Below are 18,308 nucleotides of genomic sequence, written 5' to 3' on the forward strand. Positions count from 1 at the left end.
CGCGGTCACCTCTTCCTGGCTTTCGGATCGAGTGCGTCGCGCACGGCGTCACCGAGCATGATGAAGCTCAGCACGGTCAACGCGAGCGCGGTCGCGGGATAGAACAGGATCGGCGAGGTGCGAATCTCGATGCGCGCTTGGGCGATATCGGAGCCCCAGGACACGATCGTGCGCGGCAGGCCGACACCGAGGAAGGACAGCGTCGCCTCGGTGACGATGAAGACGCCGAGCCAGATCGTGGTCACCACGATCAGCGGACCGGCCGCGTTGGGCACCACGTGCCGGAGCAGGGTCCGGAATCTGGAAACCCCCAACGCCTTTGCCGCCGTGACATATTCGCTGTTCCTGGCCTCGATCACCGCGCTGCGGGCGATCCGTGCCGCCTGCGGCCAGGTGAACAACGCCAGGATGGCGATGACGGTGAAGATCGTGCGCTGATCCAGCAGCTGCATCAGCACGATCGCGGCCAGCATCAGCGGGATCGCGTAGAAGACCTCGCCCACCCGGGAGACGATGGAATCGAGCAGGCCGCCGTAGAAGCCGGCCAACGCGCCGAGGGTGCCGCCGATCAGCAGGAACAGCATCGCCGAACCGACGCCGGCCTGGACCGAAGCCCGGGCGCCGTAGACGGTGCGGGCGTAGATGTCGCAGCCCTGCTTGTCGAAGCCGAACGGATGCCCGGAACTGCGTGGCGACATGCTGAACGCACCGTCGCAGTACTGCGGATCCTGGCTGGTGAACAGCGAAGGGAAGAACACCACGATCATCACGAAGATGATCATCAGCATGGCGACCACGAAGATCGGGTTGCGCCGCAGCTGCCGCCACGCTTCGGTCCAGATGCTGGTCGGGGCGCCGGTCTCGACGACCTTGTCGGTGGCGAGCACCTCCACCTCGTCGGGCGGCGCGACGTAGTACTCCTGCCCGGGCCGGGCGGCGGCGCTGTGCTTGTCGAGGTCAGGCATAGCGGATCCTCGGGTCGAGTGCGGCATAGACCAAGTCGATCAACAGATTCGAGATCAGGAAGATCACGATGAGCACGGTGACGAAGGAGACCACCGTCGGAGGTTCACCGCGCACGACGGCCTGATAGAGCGTGCCGCCGACACCGGGGATGTTGAAGATGCCCTCGGTGACGATCGCGCCGCCCATCAGCGCGCCCAGATCGGCGCCCAGAAAGGTGATCACCGGAATCATCGAGTTGCGCAGAATATGCACGGTGATGACCCGCGGCCGGCTCAGGCCCTTGGCGGTCGCGGTCCGCACGTAGTCGGCGGTCATGTTCTCCGCCACCGAGTTCCGGGTCAGCCGCAGCACATAGGCGAACGACAGCGACCCGAGCACGAAGGCCGGGACGAGCAGTTCGCCGTAGCTGGCCTTGCCGGTGACCGTCACCGGCGCGATTCCCCATTTCACGCCGAGCAGGAACTGCGCCAGGAAGCCGACGACGAACACCGGCACCGCGATGATCACCAGACTGATGACCAGCATGGTCGAGTCGAACAGTTTGCCCTTACGCAGACCCGAGACCAGGCCGAAGATGATGCCGAAGATGCCCTCGATGGCGACCGCCATCAAAGCCAGCTTGATGGTGATGGGGAAGGCCCGGGCCAGCTCGTCACGCACCGGCCGGCCGGAGAAGGCCGTTCCGAAATCGAAGGTGACGATGCCCTTCAGGTAGTACAGGTATTGCATCAGGAAGGGTTTGTCGAGGTTGTAGCGCGCCCGCAGGGCGGCCTCGACACCCGGTGTCAGTGGTTTCTCACCGGCCAGCGCCTTGATCGGATCGCCCGGGATCAAGAACACCATCGCATAGATCAGCAACGTCGCCCCGAGGAAGACGGGGATCATCTGGAGCAGACGCCGCAGGACATACCAAGCCATAGCTGTATTCCTCCGGAAAAGGCCGAGAGCCGCACCCCATAGTGGCGGTGCGGCTCCAGCGCGGCGGTTACTTCAGTTCGAGGTTCTCGAAGTCGAACAGGCCACTCCAGGCGAGCTCGCCCTTGACCCGGTCCGAAACTCCCGCGGCGGCGATGTAATCCCAGAGCGGAATGTCGGCCGCGTCCTTGATCAGCAGGGCCTGTGCCTCGCCGACCAGCTTGTAGGACGCTTCCTCGCTCGGCGCGGCGAGCGCGGCCTTGAGCAACCGGTCGAACTCCGGGTTGTTGTAGTCGACGTTGTTGGTGTCGGAGAAGCTGAAGTACTGCGAGGTGAGGAACTGCAGCATGGTCGGGTAGTCGCCCTGCCAGCCGTAGCGGAACGCCTTGCCGATGGTCTTGGCGTTGACCTCGTCACGGATCTGCTTGAAGGTCGGGTACGGGGTGGCGACGGCATCGATGCCGAGGGTGTTCTTGACGCTGTTGATCACGGCCTCGGCCCATTCCTGGTGGCCGCCGTCGGAGTTGTAGGAGAACTGGTACTGGCCCGACCAGGGCGAGATGGCGTTGGCCTGGGCCCACACCTTCTTGGCCTCTTCCGGGTTGTACTTCAACGACTCGACGCCGGGCAGGTTGCCGTTGAAGCCGGGCAGGGTGCTCGCGGTGAAGTCGAGCGCGGGCTTGCGGGTGCCGTGGAAGATCTTGTCGCAGATCTGCTCCCGGTTGATGGCCATCGAAATGGCCTTGCGGCGCAGCACGCCTTCTTCGCCGCCGAAGTGCGCGACACTGCTCTGGATGCCGATGTGCTGGTTCTGCGCGGTCGGCTTGCTGATCGCGCGGTCACCGAGGTCGTTCTTGTAGGTCGACAGCGCGCTGGACGGAATGGTGTCGAGCGCGTCCAGGTTGCCGCCCTGGAGGTCGGCGTAGGCGGTGTCGAAGGACTGGTAGTGCACGAACCGCAGACCGTTGTTCTTGGCCGGACGGCCGCCCTTGTAGTCCGGGTTCTTGTCCAGGTCGATCTTGACGTTGTGTTCCCAGGTCTTGAACTTGTACGGGCCGTTGCCGACCGGCGCCTCACCGAAGGCCTTCATGTCCTTGAACGCGACATCGGGCAGCGGGTAGTAGGGCGCGTAACCCAGGCTCAGCTCGAAGTCGATGGAGGGCTGGGTGAGTTCGACGGTGAAGGTCTTGTCGTCGATGACCTTGAGGCCCTTCATGGTCTGCGCTTTCGGCGGATCGGACGACACCTCGTCGAAGCCGGCGATCGAGGCGTAGACGTAGCTCTGCAGCTGAGCGTTGGTGCCGAGGGCGCCGTAGTTCCAAGCGTCGACGAAGTTCTTCGCCTTCACCGTGGTGCCGTCGGTGAACTTCCAGTCCGGCTTGATCGTGATCTTGTAGTTCTGGCGATCGGTGGTCTCGATCTTCTCGGCCATCTCATTGGTGGCTTTGCCGTTGGCGTCGTAGTACTTCAGCCCGGCGTAGAGCCGGTCGACGACTCGACCCCCCATGTTCTCGTTGGTATTTGAAGGCACCAAGGGGTTCTGCGGCTCACCGCCGTTGACTGTCACGATGCCGGCGTCGGCACTGTCGTCCGACGAAGAACAAGCGGTCAACCCGAGGCTTGTGGCCACCAGTGCTGCCGCGGTCAGCGCGATTGCTCTGTTGAATCTCAACGCAACTCCCGATCTCGGTGCGAGGGGAACGGCGGCACACGCACGGTCCAGCACCGACGCACCCCGGCCGATCCACCCAGGATGCATCGGAGGTTAACCATCCTGGACAGTCCTGTCCTGGGATCGACAAAGGTTCGTTCCACAATTTACAAATCCGGTGGATTGCTGGTTACACAGAAAAGATCGCGCGAATACGGCCCATCCGCCGGAACTATGCCTCCACCAGAGGACTTTCGCGGCACGGCGGGTCGGCTCACCTCACAGCCGAGTTTCCCGGGCTGTGATCGTTTGAAACCTGGTGGACACACTCGGCACGGCGCGAGGCGGCGTTGGCTACTGTCGACCTCGGCCGCATCGAATCGTGCGCTCAGGTTACGTGGAAAGAAGAGAAGAGATGACCGAAACCACTGCCGATCATCAGGATTCGTACCCGCCGTCGCCGGAGTTCGCCGCCACGGCCAATGCGGATGCCGACCTCTACACCCAGGCCACGGCCGACCGCGACAAGTTCTGGGCCGCGCAGGCCGACCGGCTGCACTGGCACCAGCGGTGGTCGCAGGTGCTGGACTGGACCGACGCCCCGGTGGCCAAGTGGTTCGTCGACGGCAAACTCAACGTCGCCTACAACTGCGTGGACCGGCACGTGCTGGCCGGGCACGGCGGCCAGGTCGCCATCCACTGGGAAGGTGAGCCGGGCGATTCCCGCGACCTCACCTACAACGAGCTGCTCGCCGAAGTCTCCAGGGCGGCAAACTATTTGACCGAACTCGGGCTCGAGGCCGGAGACCGCGTCGCGATCTACATGCCCATGATCCCGGAGGCCATCGTCGCCATGCTGGCGTGCGCCCGGCTGGGCCTGACGCACTCGGTGGTGTTCGCGGGCTTCTCCCCCACCGCACTGCGGCAGCGCGTCGACGACGCGCAGGCCCGGCTGATCATCACCACCGACGGCCAGTGGCGCCGCGGCAAGGCGGCGCCGCTGAAGGAGGCCGTGGACGAGGCGCTCTACGCGAACGGCGATGTGCCGCACAGCGTCGAGCACGTTCTGGTGGTGCGCCGCACCGAGATCGAGGTGCCCTGGACCGACGGCCGGGACCTGTGGTGGCACGAGACCGTCGCGCAGTCCTCCCCCGAACACGAGGCGCAGGCCTTCGACGCCGAGCACCCGCTGTTCATCCTCTACACCTCCGGCACCACCGGAAAGCCCAAGGGCATCCTGCACACCACCGGCGGCTACCTCACCCAAGCCTCCTACACCCACCACAACGTCTTCGACCACAAAGCCGGACAAGACGTCTACTGGTGCACCGCCGACATCGGCTGGGTCACCGGACACACCTACATCGTCTACGGACCGCTGTCGAACCGGGCGACGCAGGTCGTCTACGAGGGCACGCCCAACTTCCCCGACGAGCACCGCCATTGGAACATCGTCGAGAAGTACGGCGTCAGCATCTACTACACCGCGCCCACCCTGGTCCGGACGTTCATGAAGTGGGGCAAGGAGATTCCCGCCGCCCACGACCTCTCCTCGCTGCGTCTGCTCGGCAGCGTGGGCGAACCGATCAACCCCGAAGCCTGGCGCTGGTACCGCGAAGTCATCGGCGGCGACAAGACCCCCATCGTGGACACCTGGTGGCAGACCGAAACCGGAGCCATCATGATCTCCCCGCTCCCCGGCGTCACCGCCGCCAAACCGGGCGCGGCCATGACCCCCCTGCCCGGCATCTCGGCGACAGTCGTGGACGAAGAAGGCAAGCCGGTGCAACTCGGCGAAACCGAGGCCAACGGCTACCTGGTCCTGGACCAGCCCTGGCCGTCCATGCTGCGCGGCATCTGGGGCGACATGGACCGCTACCGCGCCACCTACTGGGAGCGCTACGCCGCACAAGGCTGGTACTTCGCCGGCGACGGCGCGAAGCTCGACGCCGACGGCGACCTCTGGGTGCTCGGCCGGGTCGACGACGTCATGAACGTCTCCGGCCACCGCATCTCCACCGCCGAAGTCGAATCCGCCCTGGTCGGCCACTCCGGTGTCGCCGAAGCCGCAGTCGTCGGCGCCACCGACGCCACCACCGGCCAAGGCATCGTCGCCTTCGTGATCCTCACGGCGGAGGCGAAGGACACCGGCACCGCACTCGTCGACGAACTCAAGGCAGAGGTCTCCCGCGAGATCAGCCCCATCGCCCGCCCCCGCGAGATCCACGTCGTCCCGGAACTGCCCAAAACCCGCAGTGGCAAGATCATGCGCCGCCTGCTCCGCGACGTCGCCGAGGGCCGTGAACTGGGCGACACCTCGACCCTGGTCGACCCCAACGTCTTCGAAGCGATCCGAGCCAAACAGGCGTAACCCAGCGCGCTGCCGTCCGAGCCCACCCGCGCACGGACGGCAGCCACGCATGCGCGGCACAAACGCACAGATGGCAGCTACGCAGAGGAGGCAGATCCGCACGTCCAGCCGAGCGAAGCGACGGCAGGCGCGCACCGGTAGCAGCGCGGCATCGGAGAAGCGAAGCGCCTCCGATGCCAATGAGCCGGAAGGTGGCCGGGGCGAAAGCCGAGCGCAGCGAGGTGTCGCCCCGGCCACCACGCACGTTAGGATTGCGTAAGGTGTGCCGGGAAGTCTGGTCGGCGTGCGGACGGGTGTGCCTGAACCGATTCGACAGGGGTGCGCGTTCGCGGCTTCGCCCACCCTGCCGGAAGGTTTCCCGTGATCACCCAAGTGCGCTCGGAGCTCACCCGCTACCTACGGACCGAGACCGTCGGCGGCGCAGTTCTCCTCATCGCTGCGGCCGTGGCGCTGCTGTGGGTTAACTCCCCCTGGGGCCACAGCTACACCGCGATCGCCGACACCGTGCTGCCGATCAAGCCGCTGCACCTCGAACTCACCGTCGCCGAGTGGACCAAAGACGGCCTGCTCGCCATCTTCTTCTTCGTCGCGGGCCTCGAGGTCAAACGCGAACTCGTGGTCGGCGAGCTCGCCGACCTGCGCAGCGCGGCCCTGCCGATCATCGCCGCCGCCGGTGGCGTGGTCCTGCCCGCGCTGATCGCGCTCGCCGTCGGCTTCGGCGTCCCCGGCATGGACAAGGGCTGGGCCATTCCGGTCGCCACCGATATCGCGTTCGCCCTGGCCGTGCTCGCCATGACCGGCTCGCGGATCCCGACCAGTGCGCGGGTGTTTCTGCTCAGTCTCGCGGTGGTCGACGACCTGATCGCGATCATCCTGATCGCGGTGCTGTTCACCGTCTCGGTGTCGCTGCTGTGGCTGCTCGGCGCGGCCGCCGCCTGCGCGGCGTGGTGGCTGGCCCAGCACCGGCGGATCCGGACACCGCTCGTTTATGTTCCCCTGGCGCTGGTGTGCTGGTATGCCCTGCACGAGGCCGGTATCCATCCGACCCTCGCCGGTGTCGCGCTCGGCCTGCTGACCCGGGTACGGCCCGATCCCGGCGAGGACGAGGCGCCCGCGACCCGGCTCGAACATCTGGTGCAGCCGATCTCGGCCGGGCTGTGCGTGCCGCTGTTCGCGCTGTTCGCCTCCGGAGTTCCGTTGGACGGCAAGGTGTTCGGGCAGCTGTTCACCGACCGGCTCGCGCTGGCCATCATTCTCGGCCTGTTGCTCGGCAAAACCCTCGGCATCTTCGGGATCAGCTGGCTCGCAATCCGGTTCGGCATCGCGAAACGCCCGGCGGATCTCGGTTATCGCGACATGTTCGCCCTGTCGGTGCTCGGCGCGATCGGGTTCACCGTTAGCCTGCTTGTGACAGAGCTCGCGTTGGAAGGCGACTCCGTCGAATTGGCGAAGGCCGCGGTGTTGGTGACCTCAATGGCGGCATCGCTCGCCGGTTCGGCGCTACTGTTGCGGCGTGGGCGTGTCCATCAGGCGCGGCGCGACGCAGAAAGCACACACCGCAGGCTTGGCCGGGCTGTGGGATCTCAGGACATGGAAGAAGGGTCGACGAAGTGAGTTTCGCACAGGGCAACGGGAACGACGGCGCGCGCGACCGCTCACTGTCCTCAATTCCCCTGACCGACGCCAATCCCCCCGGATCGGCGAGCTTCGGCACCCTGGTCCGCGACGCCACCGAGCAGATGTCGACCCTGGTGCGCGCCGAGGTGGCGCTGGCCAAGGCCGAGGTCACCGGTGAGATCAAGAAGGGCCTGCAGGGCAGCGTCTTCTTCATCCTCGCGCTGACCGTGCTGCTGTTCAGCAGCTTCTTCTTTTTCTTCTTCCTCGGCGAGCTGCTCGATGTGTGGCTGGCGCGCTGGGCCGCGTTCCTGATCGTGTTCCTGCTGATGATCGCCACCACCGCGGTGCTCGCTTTCCTCGGGTATCTGCGGGTCAAGAAGCTGCGCGCGCCGGAGAAGACCATCGACTCGCTCAAGCACGCCAAGGATGTGCTGCCCAGCGGATTCGGCGCCGGCGCGCAGCAAACCCATTACTCACTCGAGAAGTGACCGGGTCTCGGCGCACAGCACCCCTTTTGGCCCACTAGGCTTCCTCGGCGTGTCGTCGAACAACTTTCCGGATCCGTCCAGCGTCCGTTACGACGGGCCGTGGACGCATCGGGACGTGCATGCCAACGGCATTCGCTTCCACGTCGTCGAGGCGGCGGTCACCGAGGAACGGGTAGACGCGCCGCTGGTGGTGTTGCTGCACGGATTCGCGGACTTCTGGTGGTCCTGGCGGCATCAGCTGACCGGGCTGGCCGACCTCGGCTACCGGGTGGTCGCGGTGGACCTGCGCGGCTACGGCGACACCGACAAACCGCCGCGCGGCTACGACGGCTGGACCTTGGCGGGCGATATCGCGGGCCTCATCCGCGCGCTCGGCCACACCGACGCGACCCTGGTCGGGCATGCCGACGGCGGGCTGGTCTGCTGGACCACCGCCGTCCTGCATCCGCGCCTGGTGCGGTCCATCGCGCTGGTCAGTTCGCCGCATCCGGCGGCGTTGAAGAGCGCGGTGCTGGGTGACGGCAAACAGCGCAAGGCCTGGCTGCCGAACTTCCTGCGCTACCAGCTCCCCCGCTACCCGGAACACCTGCTGACCACCGCCGGTGGGTTCGAGGTGGAGCGGCTGCTCCGCCAGCGGGTCGGTGGAAACTGGTCCGGCACGACCGAATTCGTCGATACCGCGCGCCGGATGCGCTCGGCCATCCAGATTCCGGGCGCCGCGCACTGCGCGCTGGAGTATCAGCGCTGGGCCTTCCGCAGCCAGTGGCGGCCGGACGGCCGCCGGTTCATGGCGACCATGCGGGTGCCGGTCGAGGTGCCGGTGCTCGCGTTGCGCGGCGAGCTCGACAACTATGTCCTGCCGCGCACCTTCCAGCGCGGGCACCAGTGGTCGCCCGGCGCGCGGCTGGTCGGCATTCCCGATGCCGCGCATTTCGCGCACCAGGAGAACCCGGAGGCGGTCACCTCCGAGCTCGCCCGGTTTCTGCCCGCGCTCAGCTGAGGACGCAGGCCCCGGTGTTGATCGGGGTGTTCGCGGCCTCCGCGGCGCTGAGGTCCGGCTGGATCTCGTTGAGCGTCAGCACATATCCGGTGTCCTCGTCGGTCACGGCGGCGCCGAAGACGATGCCGAGCACCTGACCTTCGGTGTCCACCAGCGGCCCACCGGAATTACCCGCGCGGACCAGACCGCGCACGGTGTAGACCTCGCGCTCGACAGTGCCGTTGCGGTAGATCGTCGGGCCGGTCAGCTCCAGCGTCTCGCGGACGCGGGCCGCGCTGGCCGTGTACGGTCCGCCGCCCGGGTAGCCGAGCACGATCGCGCTCTCCCCCGACTGCGCCGGCTCGGGCGCGGGCTCCACCTTGGGCGCGGTCAGCCCGGGCACCTTCAGCACCGCGACATCGCGGGACGGATCGAACAGCACGACGGTCGCGTCCAGCGGCCCGCGCGGGGTGTCCACCGAGACACTGGTGGTGCCGGCGACGACGTGGGCGTTGGTGATCATCCGCTCGGGCGCGATCACGAAGCCCGAACCTTCCAGCGCCCGCTGACAACTCGGCGCGATACCGCGAATGCGCAGCACGCTCTGCTGCAGCGCGGCCGCGACCGGGCTGGCCAGCACGCTCGGGTCCGGCGCCGCGACCGGCGCGGTGGGCGCACGGCCGAACGGCCCGATGACATCCGGCAGCCCGGAAGTATTGAGCAGCTTGGAGAATTCGTTCGGCACTTTGCGCAGCCAGTTCGGCGCGACCTGGTTGACGTCGGCCAGCACCCGGGAACCGTTGATCGCCGTGGCGATCGCGGGCTGGGAGGAGGTGGCCAGCGGCAGCGCCAGCAGCCATGCGGTGACCAGCACCGCGACCGCCTGCAGCACCGCGCCGGTGACGCTGTCCACGCTGCGGGTGAACGGATGCCGCATGCCGCCGCGCGCGGCCCGGCCCAGCACCATGCCGGCGACCTCGCCGACGATCACCAGCAGCACGATCAGCAGCACGCCGGTGAGCATCCGGGTGCGGCCCTCGTCCACGTGTTTGAGGATGTGCGGGGCGATCAGGATGCCGGCGACCGCGCCGAGCACCACACCGAGGAACGCCAGCGCCGAGGCCACCGCGCCCTGCCGCCAGCCCGAGGAGGCGGCGAGCAGCGCGAGCAGCACGACGGCGATGTCGAGCCACACCGAAGACGTCATAACGTCATCCCCAATGCGGCCAGCGCTTCTTCGAGATCACGCACGTCATTCTGGTCCCAATCGAGTTCCCAGCCGGCGTTTTTGAAGATGCCGTGCAGGATGCCGCCGGTCAGGCCCCAGACCAGCATTCCGTCGACCTGGAAGGCGGGGCTCTGATAACCCGTGCGGCGCACCATGAACCGATTGGCGGGATCGAGCAGTTCCGACAGCGGCACCCGCACCACCCGCTCGGTCTCGCCCTCGTTCACCACCCGGACCTCGGCCGGATTGCGCCAGTAACCCAGCACCGGGGTCACATCGAAGCGCGAGGGCGGGACGAACAGTTTCGGCATGACGGCCAGCGGAACCACGTCCTCGCGCCGGACGCCGGTCTCTTCACAGGCCTCACGCAAGGCGGTGTCGACCGGACCCTGGTCGCCCGGGTCGACCGCGCCGCCGGGGAACGCGACCTGGCCGCGGTGCTGGCGCATGGTCGAAGCCCGCTGGGTCAGCAGGACGTCGGCGTTGCCGGGCAGCTCGCGGGCACTGCCCGCGGCCGCACCGCTGAACAACACCAGGACCGCCGCCTGCCGCGGCTCCTTGATCACGGTCATGGCCCGGCGCATGGCGCGCGCCAGGGACAGGGTGTCGGTGGCGTCGGCATCCGCGGATTCGACCGCGGGGCGCAGCCACGCCGGGGCGTTCTGCGGCTCGAGGTTCATCTGCCGACTCCGATGCTTCTGCGCAACCCAACCTCCGCCGCCGATGTTCGCATCCGCAGCAGTAGCTGCGAGATATCTTGCGCTGTAAACCATCTCATGCCCGCCCCGGACTCCGCAGCGATCATGTACGAACTCCGAGCGCAGCGGCGACAGTATCGGCGATGTCGTCGACGCTGGTGAAACGGCGCACCACCACCTCGGCGATGGAGCCGTCCGCGCGTACCAGCACCGAGACCGGCAGCACCGCAGGGGCGCCGGCGGCCGCCCGCACCTGGGACTTCGGGTCGAGCACACCGGGCAGCGTGACGTGCAGGTCTGTCAGCAACGACAACGCTGTGGCCGCTTCGGGATCGCTGTGCACAGTCAGCACGGTAATCGCGTTCCCGGCGCGCTGTGCGTACTGCTGCAGATCTGGCAGCTCCTGCCGACAGGGCCCGCACCAGTAGGCCCACAGGTTCACCAGCGCGGGTTTGCCCGCGAGCGCCGCGGCCAGGTCGACGGGTTTGCCGTCGGCCAGGCAGTCGAGGGTCAGACCGGCGAGCGGACCGGTAGCGGTGGCTCCCGGCGCGGGCCGGGGGCAGGGCGCCAGCCCCGCCGCCGCGCGCAGCGCGTCGGAAACCTGCGCGCTCTGCCGCACCTGATGCTCGGGCTCGGTCGCGGCATCCTCGCGCGGCCACAGCGCGACGGCCAGCGCCACCACCGTGATCAATCCCGCCAACGCCCAGCGCAGTGCGACCGGAAACCGGGTCACAGGCCGACCATCTGGAGCAGATGCTCGCGTTCGGGCCCCTTCACCAGCTTGGCGGCGGCGTCGGGCTCGGTCGGCCCGGCGCCGAAGGACGGGCAGTCGTTCGCCAGCACGCAGGCGCCGCAGGCGGGCTTGCGGGCGTGACACACGCGGCGGCCGTGGAAGATCACCCGGTGCGAGAGCATCGTCCAGTCCTTGCGCTCGATCAGCGCGCCGATGAGGTGCTCGACCTTCACCGGATCTTCCTCCGTGGTCCAGCCCCAGCGCCGCACCAGTCGCCCGAAATGGGTGTCGACGGTGATGCCCGGGACTCCGAACGCGTTGCCGAGAATGACGTTGGCGGTCTTGCGGCCAATGCCGGGCAACTTCACCAATTCATCGAGAGTGTGAGGTAACTCACCCTCGTGACGCTCCAGCAGCGCCTGTCCGAGTCCGATCAGGGAACTGGTCTTGTTCCGGAAGAAACCCGTCGGCCGGATGTATTCCTCCAGCTCCGCGCGGTTCGCCTCGGCATAGCCGCGGGCGTCGCGATACTTCGCGAACAGCGCCGGCGTCGTCAGATTCACCCGCTCATCGGTGCACTGCGCGGAAAGGATTGTCGCGACCGCCAATTCGAGCGGCGTGGTGAAGTCCAGCTCACAATGCGCGTCCGGGAAAGCCGCCGCGAGAGTGCGGTTCATCCGGCGCGCCCGGCGCACCAGACCCAGCTGGGTTTCCGCTTGTCGCGAGCGGGTTTTCCGCTTCGGAGCGGCGGGCGATAAGGGTTGCGCATCGGTCGCCTCGGCATCCGGTGACGAACCGTTGACGGCGGCTGTGGAGGGGGTGACACGCACGCGTCCACCATACGGAACCGGCGAGCGACGGTGCCCGGTCAGTTCTGCTCCCGTGTTCCATCTGAGACCTTGACCGTGTTTACTTCCCGGTATGCAAGGACTCGCTGTGGTGCTCTTCCCAGTGGCGTTGATGCTGTTCGCACTGGTGATGGAGCGGGTCGAGAATCGGCTCCGCAAACTTCTGGAACCCGACCCGGAGGTTCAGCAGTACCTGGACAAAGCAAGCAACGCCGAGGTCACAGAGCTGACCAAGCTCGGACTGCCCGCTGCGGTGGCCCGGATGCGCAAGCGCCGGACCCGCAGTGAAGAATTGGACGTCGCCCGCGCCAGTTGATGGCTCGGGCTGTCCCATAAACGCTTAATCGTCCGCTATAAATGCAGGGCAGTGCCCAACGCAATGCACTCTTTACGTGGTGTCTGTCACTACCGTTCAGTAAAGCCGCGTAGACTGCGCTGTTGGCCGATCGCATCGGTCCAGGACAGAGCCATTTCCCATAAGGAGCACATTCGTGGACGAGGCCCTCGCCAGAGCAGGCATCTTCCAAGGCGTTGAGCCCACCGCGGTGGCCGCACTCGCCAAGCAGCTGCAGCCCGTGGATTTTCCACGCGGCCACGTCATCTTCAATGAGGGTGAGCCCGGCGATCGGCTGTACATCATCACGTCCGGCAAGGTGAAGATCGGCCGCCGGTCCCCCGACGGGCGTGAGAACCTGCTGACCATCATGGGCCCATCCGACATGTTCGGCGAGCTCTCCATCTTCGACCCGGGCCCGCGTACCTCGACCGCCACCACGGTCACCGAGGTCCGCGCCGTCACCATGGACCGGGACGCCCTCAAGGCTTGGATCGACCAGCGCCCGGAGATCGCCGAGCAGCTGCTCCGCGTGCTTGCCCGGCGTTTGCGCCGCACCAACAACAACCTGGCCGACCTCATCTTCACCGACGTCCCCGGTCGGGTCGCCAAGGCGCTGTTGCAGCTCGCTCAGCGCTTCGGCACGCAGGAGGCCGGCGCGCTGCGGGTCACCCACGACCTGACCCAGGAAGAGATCGCGCAGCTGGTCGGCGCCTCTCGCGAGACCGTGAACAAGGCCCTGGCCGACTTCGCGCACCGCGGCTGGCTACGGCTCGAGGGCAAGAGCGTCCTCATCTCCGACTCCGAGCGGCTGGCGCGCCGCGCGCGCTGAGGCCCGGTAGCGAATTCCATACCGCGAAGCCCGCCGATCCGTTCCGACGGACCGGCGGGCTTCGGTGTATTCAGTCGTGGGTGCGCAGGTATTCCAGCTGGGCCTGCACCGAACTGCGGGCCGCGAGCCAGAGCCGCTTGTCGACGTCGGCGTAGACCTTGCGGACCACCGCCATCGCGCCCGCGTCCGGCCCGAGTTCGCGCAGCGCGGCACGCACCTGGTCGAGTCGTTCCAGCCGGTGCTTGATGTAGTACCGGGCGACCGGCTCCAGATCGGGATGATCGGGCCCGTGCGCCGGCAGCAGCGCCTTACCCGCGCCGGCCGCGAGTAGCCGGTCCATCGAGGCGAGGTAATCGGCGAGCGTGCCGTCGGTGGAATCGAGCACGGTGGTGCCGCTGCCGAGGATGGTGTCGCCCGTGAGCACCGCGTCGTCGAGCACGAAACTCACCGAATCACCGGTGTGCCCAGGCGTTGCCAGCACACCGATGCGCAGCCCGGCCGCGGCCAGCACTTCCCCATCGGCCAGCGGAGTGTCCGAGCCGCGCAGGAATTCGCGGTCGACCGCGCGCACCGGCGTGCCGGTCAGCTTGACCAGCCGGTCGATCCCACCGGTGTGATCGTGGTGCCGATGGGTGATGACAGTCAGTGCGATGTTGCCGTCGGTGCAGCGCGCGATCGCCTCGCTGTGCGCCTTGTCCTTCGGGCCCGGATCGACGACCACGTACTCCGGGCAGTCGGGCGCGCGCAGGAGCCAGGTATTGGTTCCCTCGAGCGTCATCTGGCCGGGATTCTCCGCGAGCAGCACCGCGGCGGTCGGGGTGACCTGCCGCAGCTGCCCGTACGCGGGATGTGTCAACGTCATCGCGTTCCCTCGGACGTGGTTGCGCGGGACTCGTTGCCCGCCACCTTGTTTCTAGCGCACCTCGGCGATGACCTCTACCTCGACCGGGACGCCCTTGGGCAGTTCGGCCACACCGACCGCGGCGCGCGCGTGCACACCCGCGTCGCCGAAGACCGCGCCGAAGAACTCCGAGGCGCCGTTGATCACCAGCGGCTGATCGGTGAATCCGGGGGCGGAGGCGACGAATCCGGTCACCTTCACGATCCGCACCACGTTGTCCAGGCCGACCAGGGCGTGGATCGCGGCGAGGGCGTTCAGCGCGCAGGCTTCGGCGGCCTTGGCCGCTTCGTCGAGGCTGATCTCCGCGCCGGCCTTGCCGATCCACGGGAGTTCGCCTTTGACGAAGGGGATCTGGCCCGAGGTGTAGACCAGCGAACCGCTCTGCACCGCCGGGATGTAGGCCGCGACCGGGGCTGCCACTTCGGGCAGTGTGAGGCCGAGCTTGTCCAGGTTGGCTTGCCACTGCGTGGCCGGGGCGGTCATGGCTTACTGCTTCGGGCGCTTGAGGTAGGCGACGTGCTGCTCACCGGTCGGGCCGGGCAGCACCGAGACCAGCTCCCAGCCGTCGGCGCCCCACTGGTCGAGGATCTGCTTGGTCGCGTGCGTCAGAAGCGGAACGGTGGCGTACTCCCACACGGTCAAGTCACTCATGAGCCGAGTGTATGGGGCGGGCATCGGCGCGTGACGTGCGCGTGCCCTCATGCCGATCACGCAGCGGCGGTTACCTACGTCTCACTGTCTGATACAGAACTGCCGAAACGCCGCGCCTGTAGCGGATCCCTCGGGCGTGAAGTCGAAACGAGTTATAGGCTCGCGAGCGTGGGAGTACCAACAGCAGTGCCCAATTCGGTGGAGCCGAAGGGTGATACAGGGGCGGATCCGGGTCTCGCGACGGGTTGGCCCGAGCGCGCCGAAAGGGCGCGCTTGCATTACGTTTCCGGCAAGGGCGGCACCGGGAAGTCCACCGTCGCCGCCGCGCTGGCGCTCGCGCTGGCCGCCGGCGGGCGCCGCGTGCTGCTGGTCGAGGTGGAGAGCCGGCAGTCGATTGCCCAGCTGTTCGACCTGCCCCCACTGCCGCCCACCGAGACCAGGATCGCCACCGCCGACGGCGGCGGCGAGGTGGTCGCGCTGGCGCTCGACATCGAGCATGCCTTCCTCGAATACCTGGACATGTTCTACAACCTGGGCTTCGCGGGCCGGGCCATGCGCCGGATGGGCGCGATCGAGTTCGTCACCACCATCGCGCCCGGTCTGCGCGATGTCATCGTGACCGGCAAGATCAAGGAATGCGTTGTCCGCGTGGACAAGGCGGGCAAGCAGGTCTACGACGAGATCGTGGTGGACGCGCCGCCGACCGGCCGCATCGCCAGCTTCCTCGACGTCACCCAGGCGATGAAGGAGATCGCCAAGGGCGGCCCGATCGCCTCGCAGGCCGAGGGCGTGTCCAAGCTGCTGCATTCGGATCAGACGATGATCCACCTGGTGACCCTGCTGGAAGCGCTGCCGGTGCAGGAGACCGCCGACGCGGTCGCCGAGCTCACCGCCAACGACCTGCACATCGGCACGGTCATCGTGAACCGCGCGACCGAGGGCCAGTTGCCCGCCGAGGTGCGGGCTCGCGCCGCCACCGGCGAGATCGATCGCGACGCCATCGCCGCCGGCCTGGCGAAGGCCGGAATCACCCTGTCGGACAGCGATTTCGAGGGCCTGATCACCGAGGCCGTCGAGCATTCGGCGACCTTGCAGGCGCAGGACGCGAGCGCCGCCGAATTGAAGAAGGTCGACGTGCCACAGCTGTATCTGCCCGCGCTGGACGACGGGATGGATCTGGGCGGCCTCTATGAGCTGGCCGAACATTTGAGCAAGCAGGGGGTCAAGTAATGGTCCCGCTGGATATTTCGAAGATCATCGAGGATCGGACCGCACGGGTCGTGGTGTGCTGCGGTTCCGGCGGCGTCGGCAAGACCACCACCGCCGCGGCCATCGCGCTGCGCGCCGCCGAGATGGGCCGCAAGGTCGTCGTCCTGACCATCGACCCGGCGCGCCGGCTGGCCCAGTCACTCGGCGTCGCCGACCTGGACAACACCCCCCAGCGGGTGGAGCTCGGGCCGGAGTTCAAGGGCGAGCTGCACGCCATGATGCTGAACATGCGGCGCACCTTCGACGACATGGTGCTCGAGCACACCAGCCCGGAGAAGGCCGAGCAGATCTTCGCCAACCCGATCTATCAGACCGTGGCCTCGTCCTTCGGCGGCACGCAGGAGTACATGGCGATGGAGAAGCTCGGCCAGCTGGCCGGGCGGCGCGAGTGGGACCTGATCGTGGTCGACACCCCGCCCTCGCGCAACGCGCTCGACTTCCTGGACGCGCCCAAGCGGCTGGGTAATTTCCTCAACGGCAAGATGATCCGGCTGATCATGGCGCCCGGCCGCGGTGTCGGCCGGTTCGTCACCGGCGCGATGAGCCTGGCCATGCGCGGTGTCTCGACCGTCATCGGCGGGCAGATGCTCAAGGACGCGTCGAACTTCTTGCAGTCGCTGGAGTCGCTGTTCGGTGGTTTCCAGGATCGGGCCGACCGCACCTACGCGATGCTGTCCAAGCCCGGCACCCACTTCCTGGTGGTCGCCGCGGCCGAACCGGACGCGCTGCGGGAGGCGTCGTTCTTCGTGGACCGGCTCTCGACGGAGCAGATGCCGCTGGCCGGGCTGGTGCTGAATCGGACGCATCCGGCGCTGAGCACGCTGCGCGGCGATCACGCGCTGACCGCCGCCGACCAGTTGGCCGAGGCGGACCCGCTGACCGCGTCGGTGCTGCGCATCCACGCCCAACGGGCCGCGACCGCCAAGCGCGAGCAGCATCTGCTGCAGCGATTCACCGGCGCGCACCCGCGAGTACCGATCGCCACGGTGACCGCGCTGCCGTTCGAAGTCTCGGATCTGGCGGCCTTGCGGGCCGTCGGTGATCAGCTGACCGGGGTGCAGCCGGTCTCCGCTTGATCGCTAAAACGTTCGATTATCAGATCGAATTGCTATGGGACAAAACGAAACCGAGCCCGCAACGCGGGCTCGGTTTTCGTGTCTTCGGCGCTACATCGCTATTTGATGCTGCCGCTGGGCTTGGAAGAAGTCCGCCCAGGACGTCACCTCCGGGTGCTGTTTCAGCAGCGCACGGCGCTGCCGCTCGGTCATGCCGCCCCACACACCGAACTCGACCCGATTGTCGAGAGCGTCGGCGCCACACTGCATCAGCACCGGGCAGTGCCGGCAGATGGTCGCGGCTTTGCGCTGCGCCGCACCGCGGACGAACAGCTGATCGGGATCTACTTCCTTGCATCGGGCCTGGGCTACCCAGGCGATTCGCGCTTCGGCCTGCTCTACGTCCAATCGAGCGATGGGGGTTGTCATATGCATTTGGTGTGCCCCTTTGCAGTCCGAACACCGGGTCACGGCGCTCCAGAATCGCGTCCAGCATCGCAGCAACCCAAACCCCGCTGCGAACTGCACCACATTCCACTTTGAGTGTTAGCTCTATCACACTGGGTTCTCAATCTAGGTAAAGGTATGGGCCTAGCGCAAGACCGTCTCGAGATTTTTTGGTACGACCGTCCCTGCAAACGTGATAGAGAACCGGGCGGTCGAGTCGGCACGCTGTCGGCCATCTCGCGACACGCGGCAACCCGCGCGACGACACGCCCAACGGGGGTGCGAACCGCAGGTTCGGAAGAAGTCGCAAACACACCGAAGAGAC

The 18,308-nt window shown here is 67.2% G+C and carries 19 protein-coding genes; 8 read left to right on the top strand and 11 right to left on the bottom strand.

Going from position 1 to position 18,308, the window contains the following annotated elements; all coding sequences use genetic code 11:
• Positions 1 to 5: 5 nt before the first annotated feature.
• The 3 genes from AB0M14_RS04245 to AB0M14_RS04255 form a co-directional block, all read right to left on the bottom strand.
• Positions 6 to 965 (bottom strand): ABC transporter permease, encoded by a 960-nt coding sequence (locus tag AB0M14_RS04245; RefSeq protein ID WP_364988612.1) that lies wholly within the window; start codon positions 963 to 965, stop codon positions 6 to 8.
• Positions 958 to 1,884 (bottom strand): ABC transporter permease, encoded by a 927-nt coding sequence (locus AB0M14_RS04250; protein WP_364988615.1) that lies wholly within the window; start codon positions 1,882 to 1,884, stop codon positions 958 to 960. Before AB0M14_RS04250 ends, AB0M14_RS04245 begins: the two co-directional genes overlap by 8 nt.
• 67 nt (positions 1,885 to 1,951) lie before the next feature.
• The gene (locus AB0M14_RS04255; protein ID WP_364988617.1) at positions 1,952 to 3,388 is read right to left on the bottom strand and encodes an ABC transporter substrate-binding protein; all 1,437 of its coding nucleotides are present in this window, start codon (positions 3,386 to 3,388) and stop codon (positions 1,952 to 1,954) included.
• A 559-nt stretch (positions 3,389 to 3,947) separates the two neighbouring features.
• Between AB0M14_RS04255 and acs the strand changes: the two genes are divergently transcribed.
• The 4 genes from acs (at position 3,948) to AB0M14_RS04275 (ending at position 9,008) form a co-directional block, all read left to right on the top strand.
• Positions 3,948 to 5,903 carry an acetate--CoA ligase gene (gene acs / locus AB0M14_RS04260; RefSeq protein WP_364988620.1) on the top strand — a complete coding sequence of 652 codons (1,956 nt, stop codon included), beginning with the start codon at positions 3,948 to 3,950 and terminating at the stop codon, positions 5,901 to 5,903.
• A 363-nt stretch (positions 5,904 to 6,266) separates the two neighbouring features.
• The gene (gene nhaA, locus AB0M14_RS04265) at positions 6,267 to 7,517 is read left to right on the top strand and encodes a Na+/H+ antiporter NhaA (protein WP_364991295.1); all 1,251 of its coding nucleotides are present in this window, start codon (positions 6,267 to 6,269) and stop codon (positions 7,515 to 7,517) included.
• Positions 7,514 to 8,008, top strand: coding sequence for a phage holin family protein (locus AB0M14_RS04270; protein ID WP_364988622.1), 495 nt, complete (start codon positions 7,514 to 7,516; stop codon positions 8,006 to 8,008). Before nhaA ends, AB0M14_RS04270 begins: the two co-directional genes overlap by 4 nt.
• A 49-nt stretch (positions 8,009 to 8,057) precedes the next feature.
• Positions 8,058 to 9,008 (top strand): alpha/beta hydrolase, encoded by a 951-nt coding sequence (locus AB0M14_RS04275; protein ID WP_364988624.1) that lies wholly within the window; start codon positions 8,058 to 8,060, stop codon positions 9,006 to 9,008.
• Here the strand turns inward: AB0M14_RS04275 and AB0M14_RS04280 are convergent.
• The 4 genes from AB0M14_RS04280 to nth form a co-directional block, all read right to left on the bottom strand.
• Entirely contained in the window at positions 9,001 to 10,194 is a 1,194-nt protein-coding gene (locus AB0M14_RS04280; protein ID WP_364988627.1) for a MarP family serine protease, read from the bottom strand. The genes AB0M14_RS04275 and AB0M14_RS04280 overlap by 8 nt on opposite strands.
• A complete protein-coding gene (locus AB0M14_RS04285) occupies positions 10,191 to 10,895 on the bottom strand; it encodes a CoA pyrophosphatase (RefSeq protein ID WP_364988629.1) in 705 nt (234 codons plus the stop codon). The genes AB0M14_RS04280 and AB0M14_RS04285 overlap by 4 nt, the downstream gene beginning before the upstream one ends.
• Before the next feature lie 121 nt (positions 10,896 to 11,016).
• Positions 11,017 to 11,646 carry a TlpA disulfide reductase family protein gene (locus AB0M14_RS04290; RefSeq protein WP_364988631.1) on the bottom strand — a complete coding sequence of 210 codons (630 nt, stop codon included), beginning with the start codon at positions 11,644 to 11,646 and terminating at the stop codon, positions 11,017 to 11,019.
• A complete protein-coding gene (nth, locus tag AB0M14_RS04295; RefSeq protein ID WP_364988633.1) occupies positions 11,643 to 12,476 on the bottom strand; it encodes an endonuclease III in 834 nt (277 codons plus the stop codon). Before nth ends, AB0M14_RS04290 begins: the two co-directional genes overlap by 4 nt.
• 91 nt (positions 12,477 to 12,567) lie before the next feature.
• Here nth and AB0M14_RS04300 point away from each other — a divergent pair, with 91 nt between their 5' ends.
• Together AB0M14_RS04300 and AB0M14_RS04305 are read left to right on the top strand one after the other, a co-directional pair.
• A complete protein-coding gene (locus AB0M14_RS04300) occupies positions 12,568 to 12,810 on the top strand; it encodes a hypothetical protein (protein ID WP_364988635.1) in 243 nt (80 codons plus the stop codon).
• Positions 12,811 to 12,985: 175 nt separating this feature from the next.
• On the top strand, positions 12,986 to 13,660 hold the full coding sequence (locus tag AB0M14_RS04305; RefSeq protein ID WP_019044571.1) for a Crp/Fnr family transcriptional regulator: 675 nt from the start codon (positions 12,986 to 12,988) through the stop codon (positions 13,658 to 13,660).
• Positions 13,661 to 13,730: 70 nt separating this feature from the next.
• On the opposite strand, the gene AB0M14_RS04310 is transcribed toward AB0M14_RS04305, so the two are convergent.
• Genes AB0M14_RS04310 through AB0M14_RS04320 form a run of 3 tightly spaced genes read right to left on the bottom strand, consistent with a single transcriptional unit; the run spans position 13,731 to position 15,212 of the window.
• Positions 13,731 to 14,522 (bottom strand): MBL fold metallo-hydrolase, encoded by a 792-nt coding sequence (locus tag AB0M14_RS04310; RefSeq protein ID WP_364988638.1) that lies wholly within the window; start codon positions 14,520 to 14,522, stop codon positions 13,731 to 13,733.
• A gap of 51 nt (positions 14,523 to 14,573) precedes the next feature.
• Positions 14,574 to 15,044 (bottom strand): RidA family protein, encoded by a 471-nt coding sequence (locus AB0M14_RS04315; RefSeq protein ID WP_364988640.1) that lies wholly within the window; start codon positions 15,042 to 15,044, stop codon positions 14,574 to 14,576.
• Between the two features lie 3 nt (positions 15,045 to 15,047).
• Positions 15,048 to 15,212: a DUF4177 domain-containing protein gene (locus AB0M14_RS04320; RefSeq protein WP_194816913.1), complete on the bottom strand. Its 165-nt coding sequence runs from the start codon at positions 15,210 to 15,212 to the stop codon at positions 15,048 to 15,050.
• Positions 15,213 to 15,410: 198 nt separating this feature from the next.
• Between AB0M14_RS04320 and AB0M14_RS04325 the strand changes: the two genes are divergently transcribed.
• Positions 15,411 to 16,442, top strand: coding sequence for an ArsA-related P-loop ATPase (locus tag AB0M14_RS04325; protein WP_364991298.1), 1,032 nt, complete (start codon positions 15,411 to 15,413; stop codon positions 16,440 to 16,442).
• A complete protein-coding gene (locus tag AB0M14_RS04330) occupies positions 16,442 to 17,557 on the top strand; it encodes an ArsA family ATPase (protein WP_364988642.1) in 1,116 nt (371 codons plus the stop codon). Before AB0M14_RS04325 ends, AB0M14_RS04330 begins: the two co-directional genes overlap by 1 nt.
• 90 nt (positions 17,558 to 17,647) lie before the next feature.
• Here the strand turns inward: AB0M14_RS04330 and AB0M14_RS04335 are convergent, their stop codons facing one another.
• On the bottom strand, positions 17,648 to 17,971 hold the full coding sequence (locus AB0M14_RS04335; RefSeq protein ID WP_054816825.1) for a WhiB family transcriptional regulator: 324 nt from the start codon (positions 17,969 to 17,971) through the stop codon (positions 17,648 to 17,650).
• Between the last annotated feature and the right edge of the window lie 337 nt (positions 17,972 to 18,308).

Source organism: Nocardia sp. NPDC051832, from assembly GCF_040681285.1.
GTDB lineage: Bacteria > Actinomycetota > Actinomycetes > Mycobacteriales > Mycobacteriaceae > Nocardia.

Bases quoted from the DNA above. Each gene is read 5' to 3' on its own strand.
- AB0M14_RS04320 (WP_194816913.1), bottom strand. From the start codon at position 15,212: ATGAGTGACTTGACCGTGTGGGAGTACGCCACCGTTCCGCTTCTGACG.
- AB0M14_RS04335 (WP_054816825.1), bottom strand. From the start codon at position 17,971: ATGCATATGACAACCCCCATCGCTCGATTGGACGTAGAGCAGGCCGAA.
- AB0M14_RS04280 (WP_364988627.1), bottom strand. From the start codon at position 10,194: ATGACGTCTTCGGTGTGGCTCGACATCGCCGTCGTGCTGCTCGCGCTG.
- AB0M14_RS04310 (WP_364988638.1), bottom strand. From the start codon at position 14,522: ATGACGTTGACACATCCCGCGTACGGGCAGCTGCGGCAGGTCACCCCG.
- AB0M14_RS04315 (WP_364988640.1), bottom strand. From the start codon at position 15,044: ATGACCGCCCCGGCCACGCAGTGGCAAGCCAACCTGGACAAGCTCGGC.
- AB0M14_RS04300 (WP_364988635.1), top strand. From the start codon at position 12,568: ATGCAAGGACTCGCTGTGGTGCTCTTCCCAGTGGCGTTGATGCTGTTC.
- AB0M14_RS04330 (WP_364988642.1), top strand. From the start codon at position 16,442: ATGGTCCCGCTGGATATTTCGAAGATCATCGAGGATCGGACCGCACGG.
- AB0M14_RS04285 (WP_364988629.1), bottom strand. From the start codon at position 10,895: ATGAACCTCGAGCCGCAGAACGCCCCGGCGTGGCTGCGCCCCGCGGTC.
- AB0M14_RS04255 (WP_364988617.1), bottom strand. From the start codon at position 3,388: ATGGGGGGTCGAGTCGTCGACCGGCTCTACGCCGGGCTGAAGTACTAC.
- AB0M14_RS04245 (WP_364988612.1), bottom strand. From the start codon at position 965: ATGCCTGACCTCGACAAGCACAGCGCCGCCGCCCGGCCCGGGCAGGAG.
- acs (WP_364988620.1), top strand. From the start codon at position 3,948: ATGACCGAAACCACTGCCGATCATCAGGATTCGTACCCGCCGTCGCCG.
- AB0M14_RS04250 (WP_364988615.1), bottom strand. From the start codon at position 1,884: ATGGCTTGGTATGTCCTGCGGCGTCTGCTCCAGATGATCCCCGTCTTC.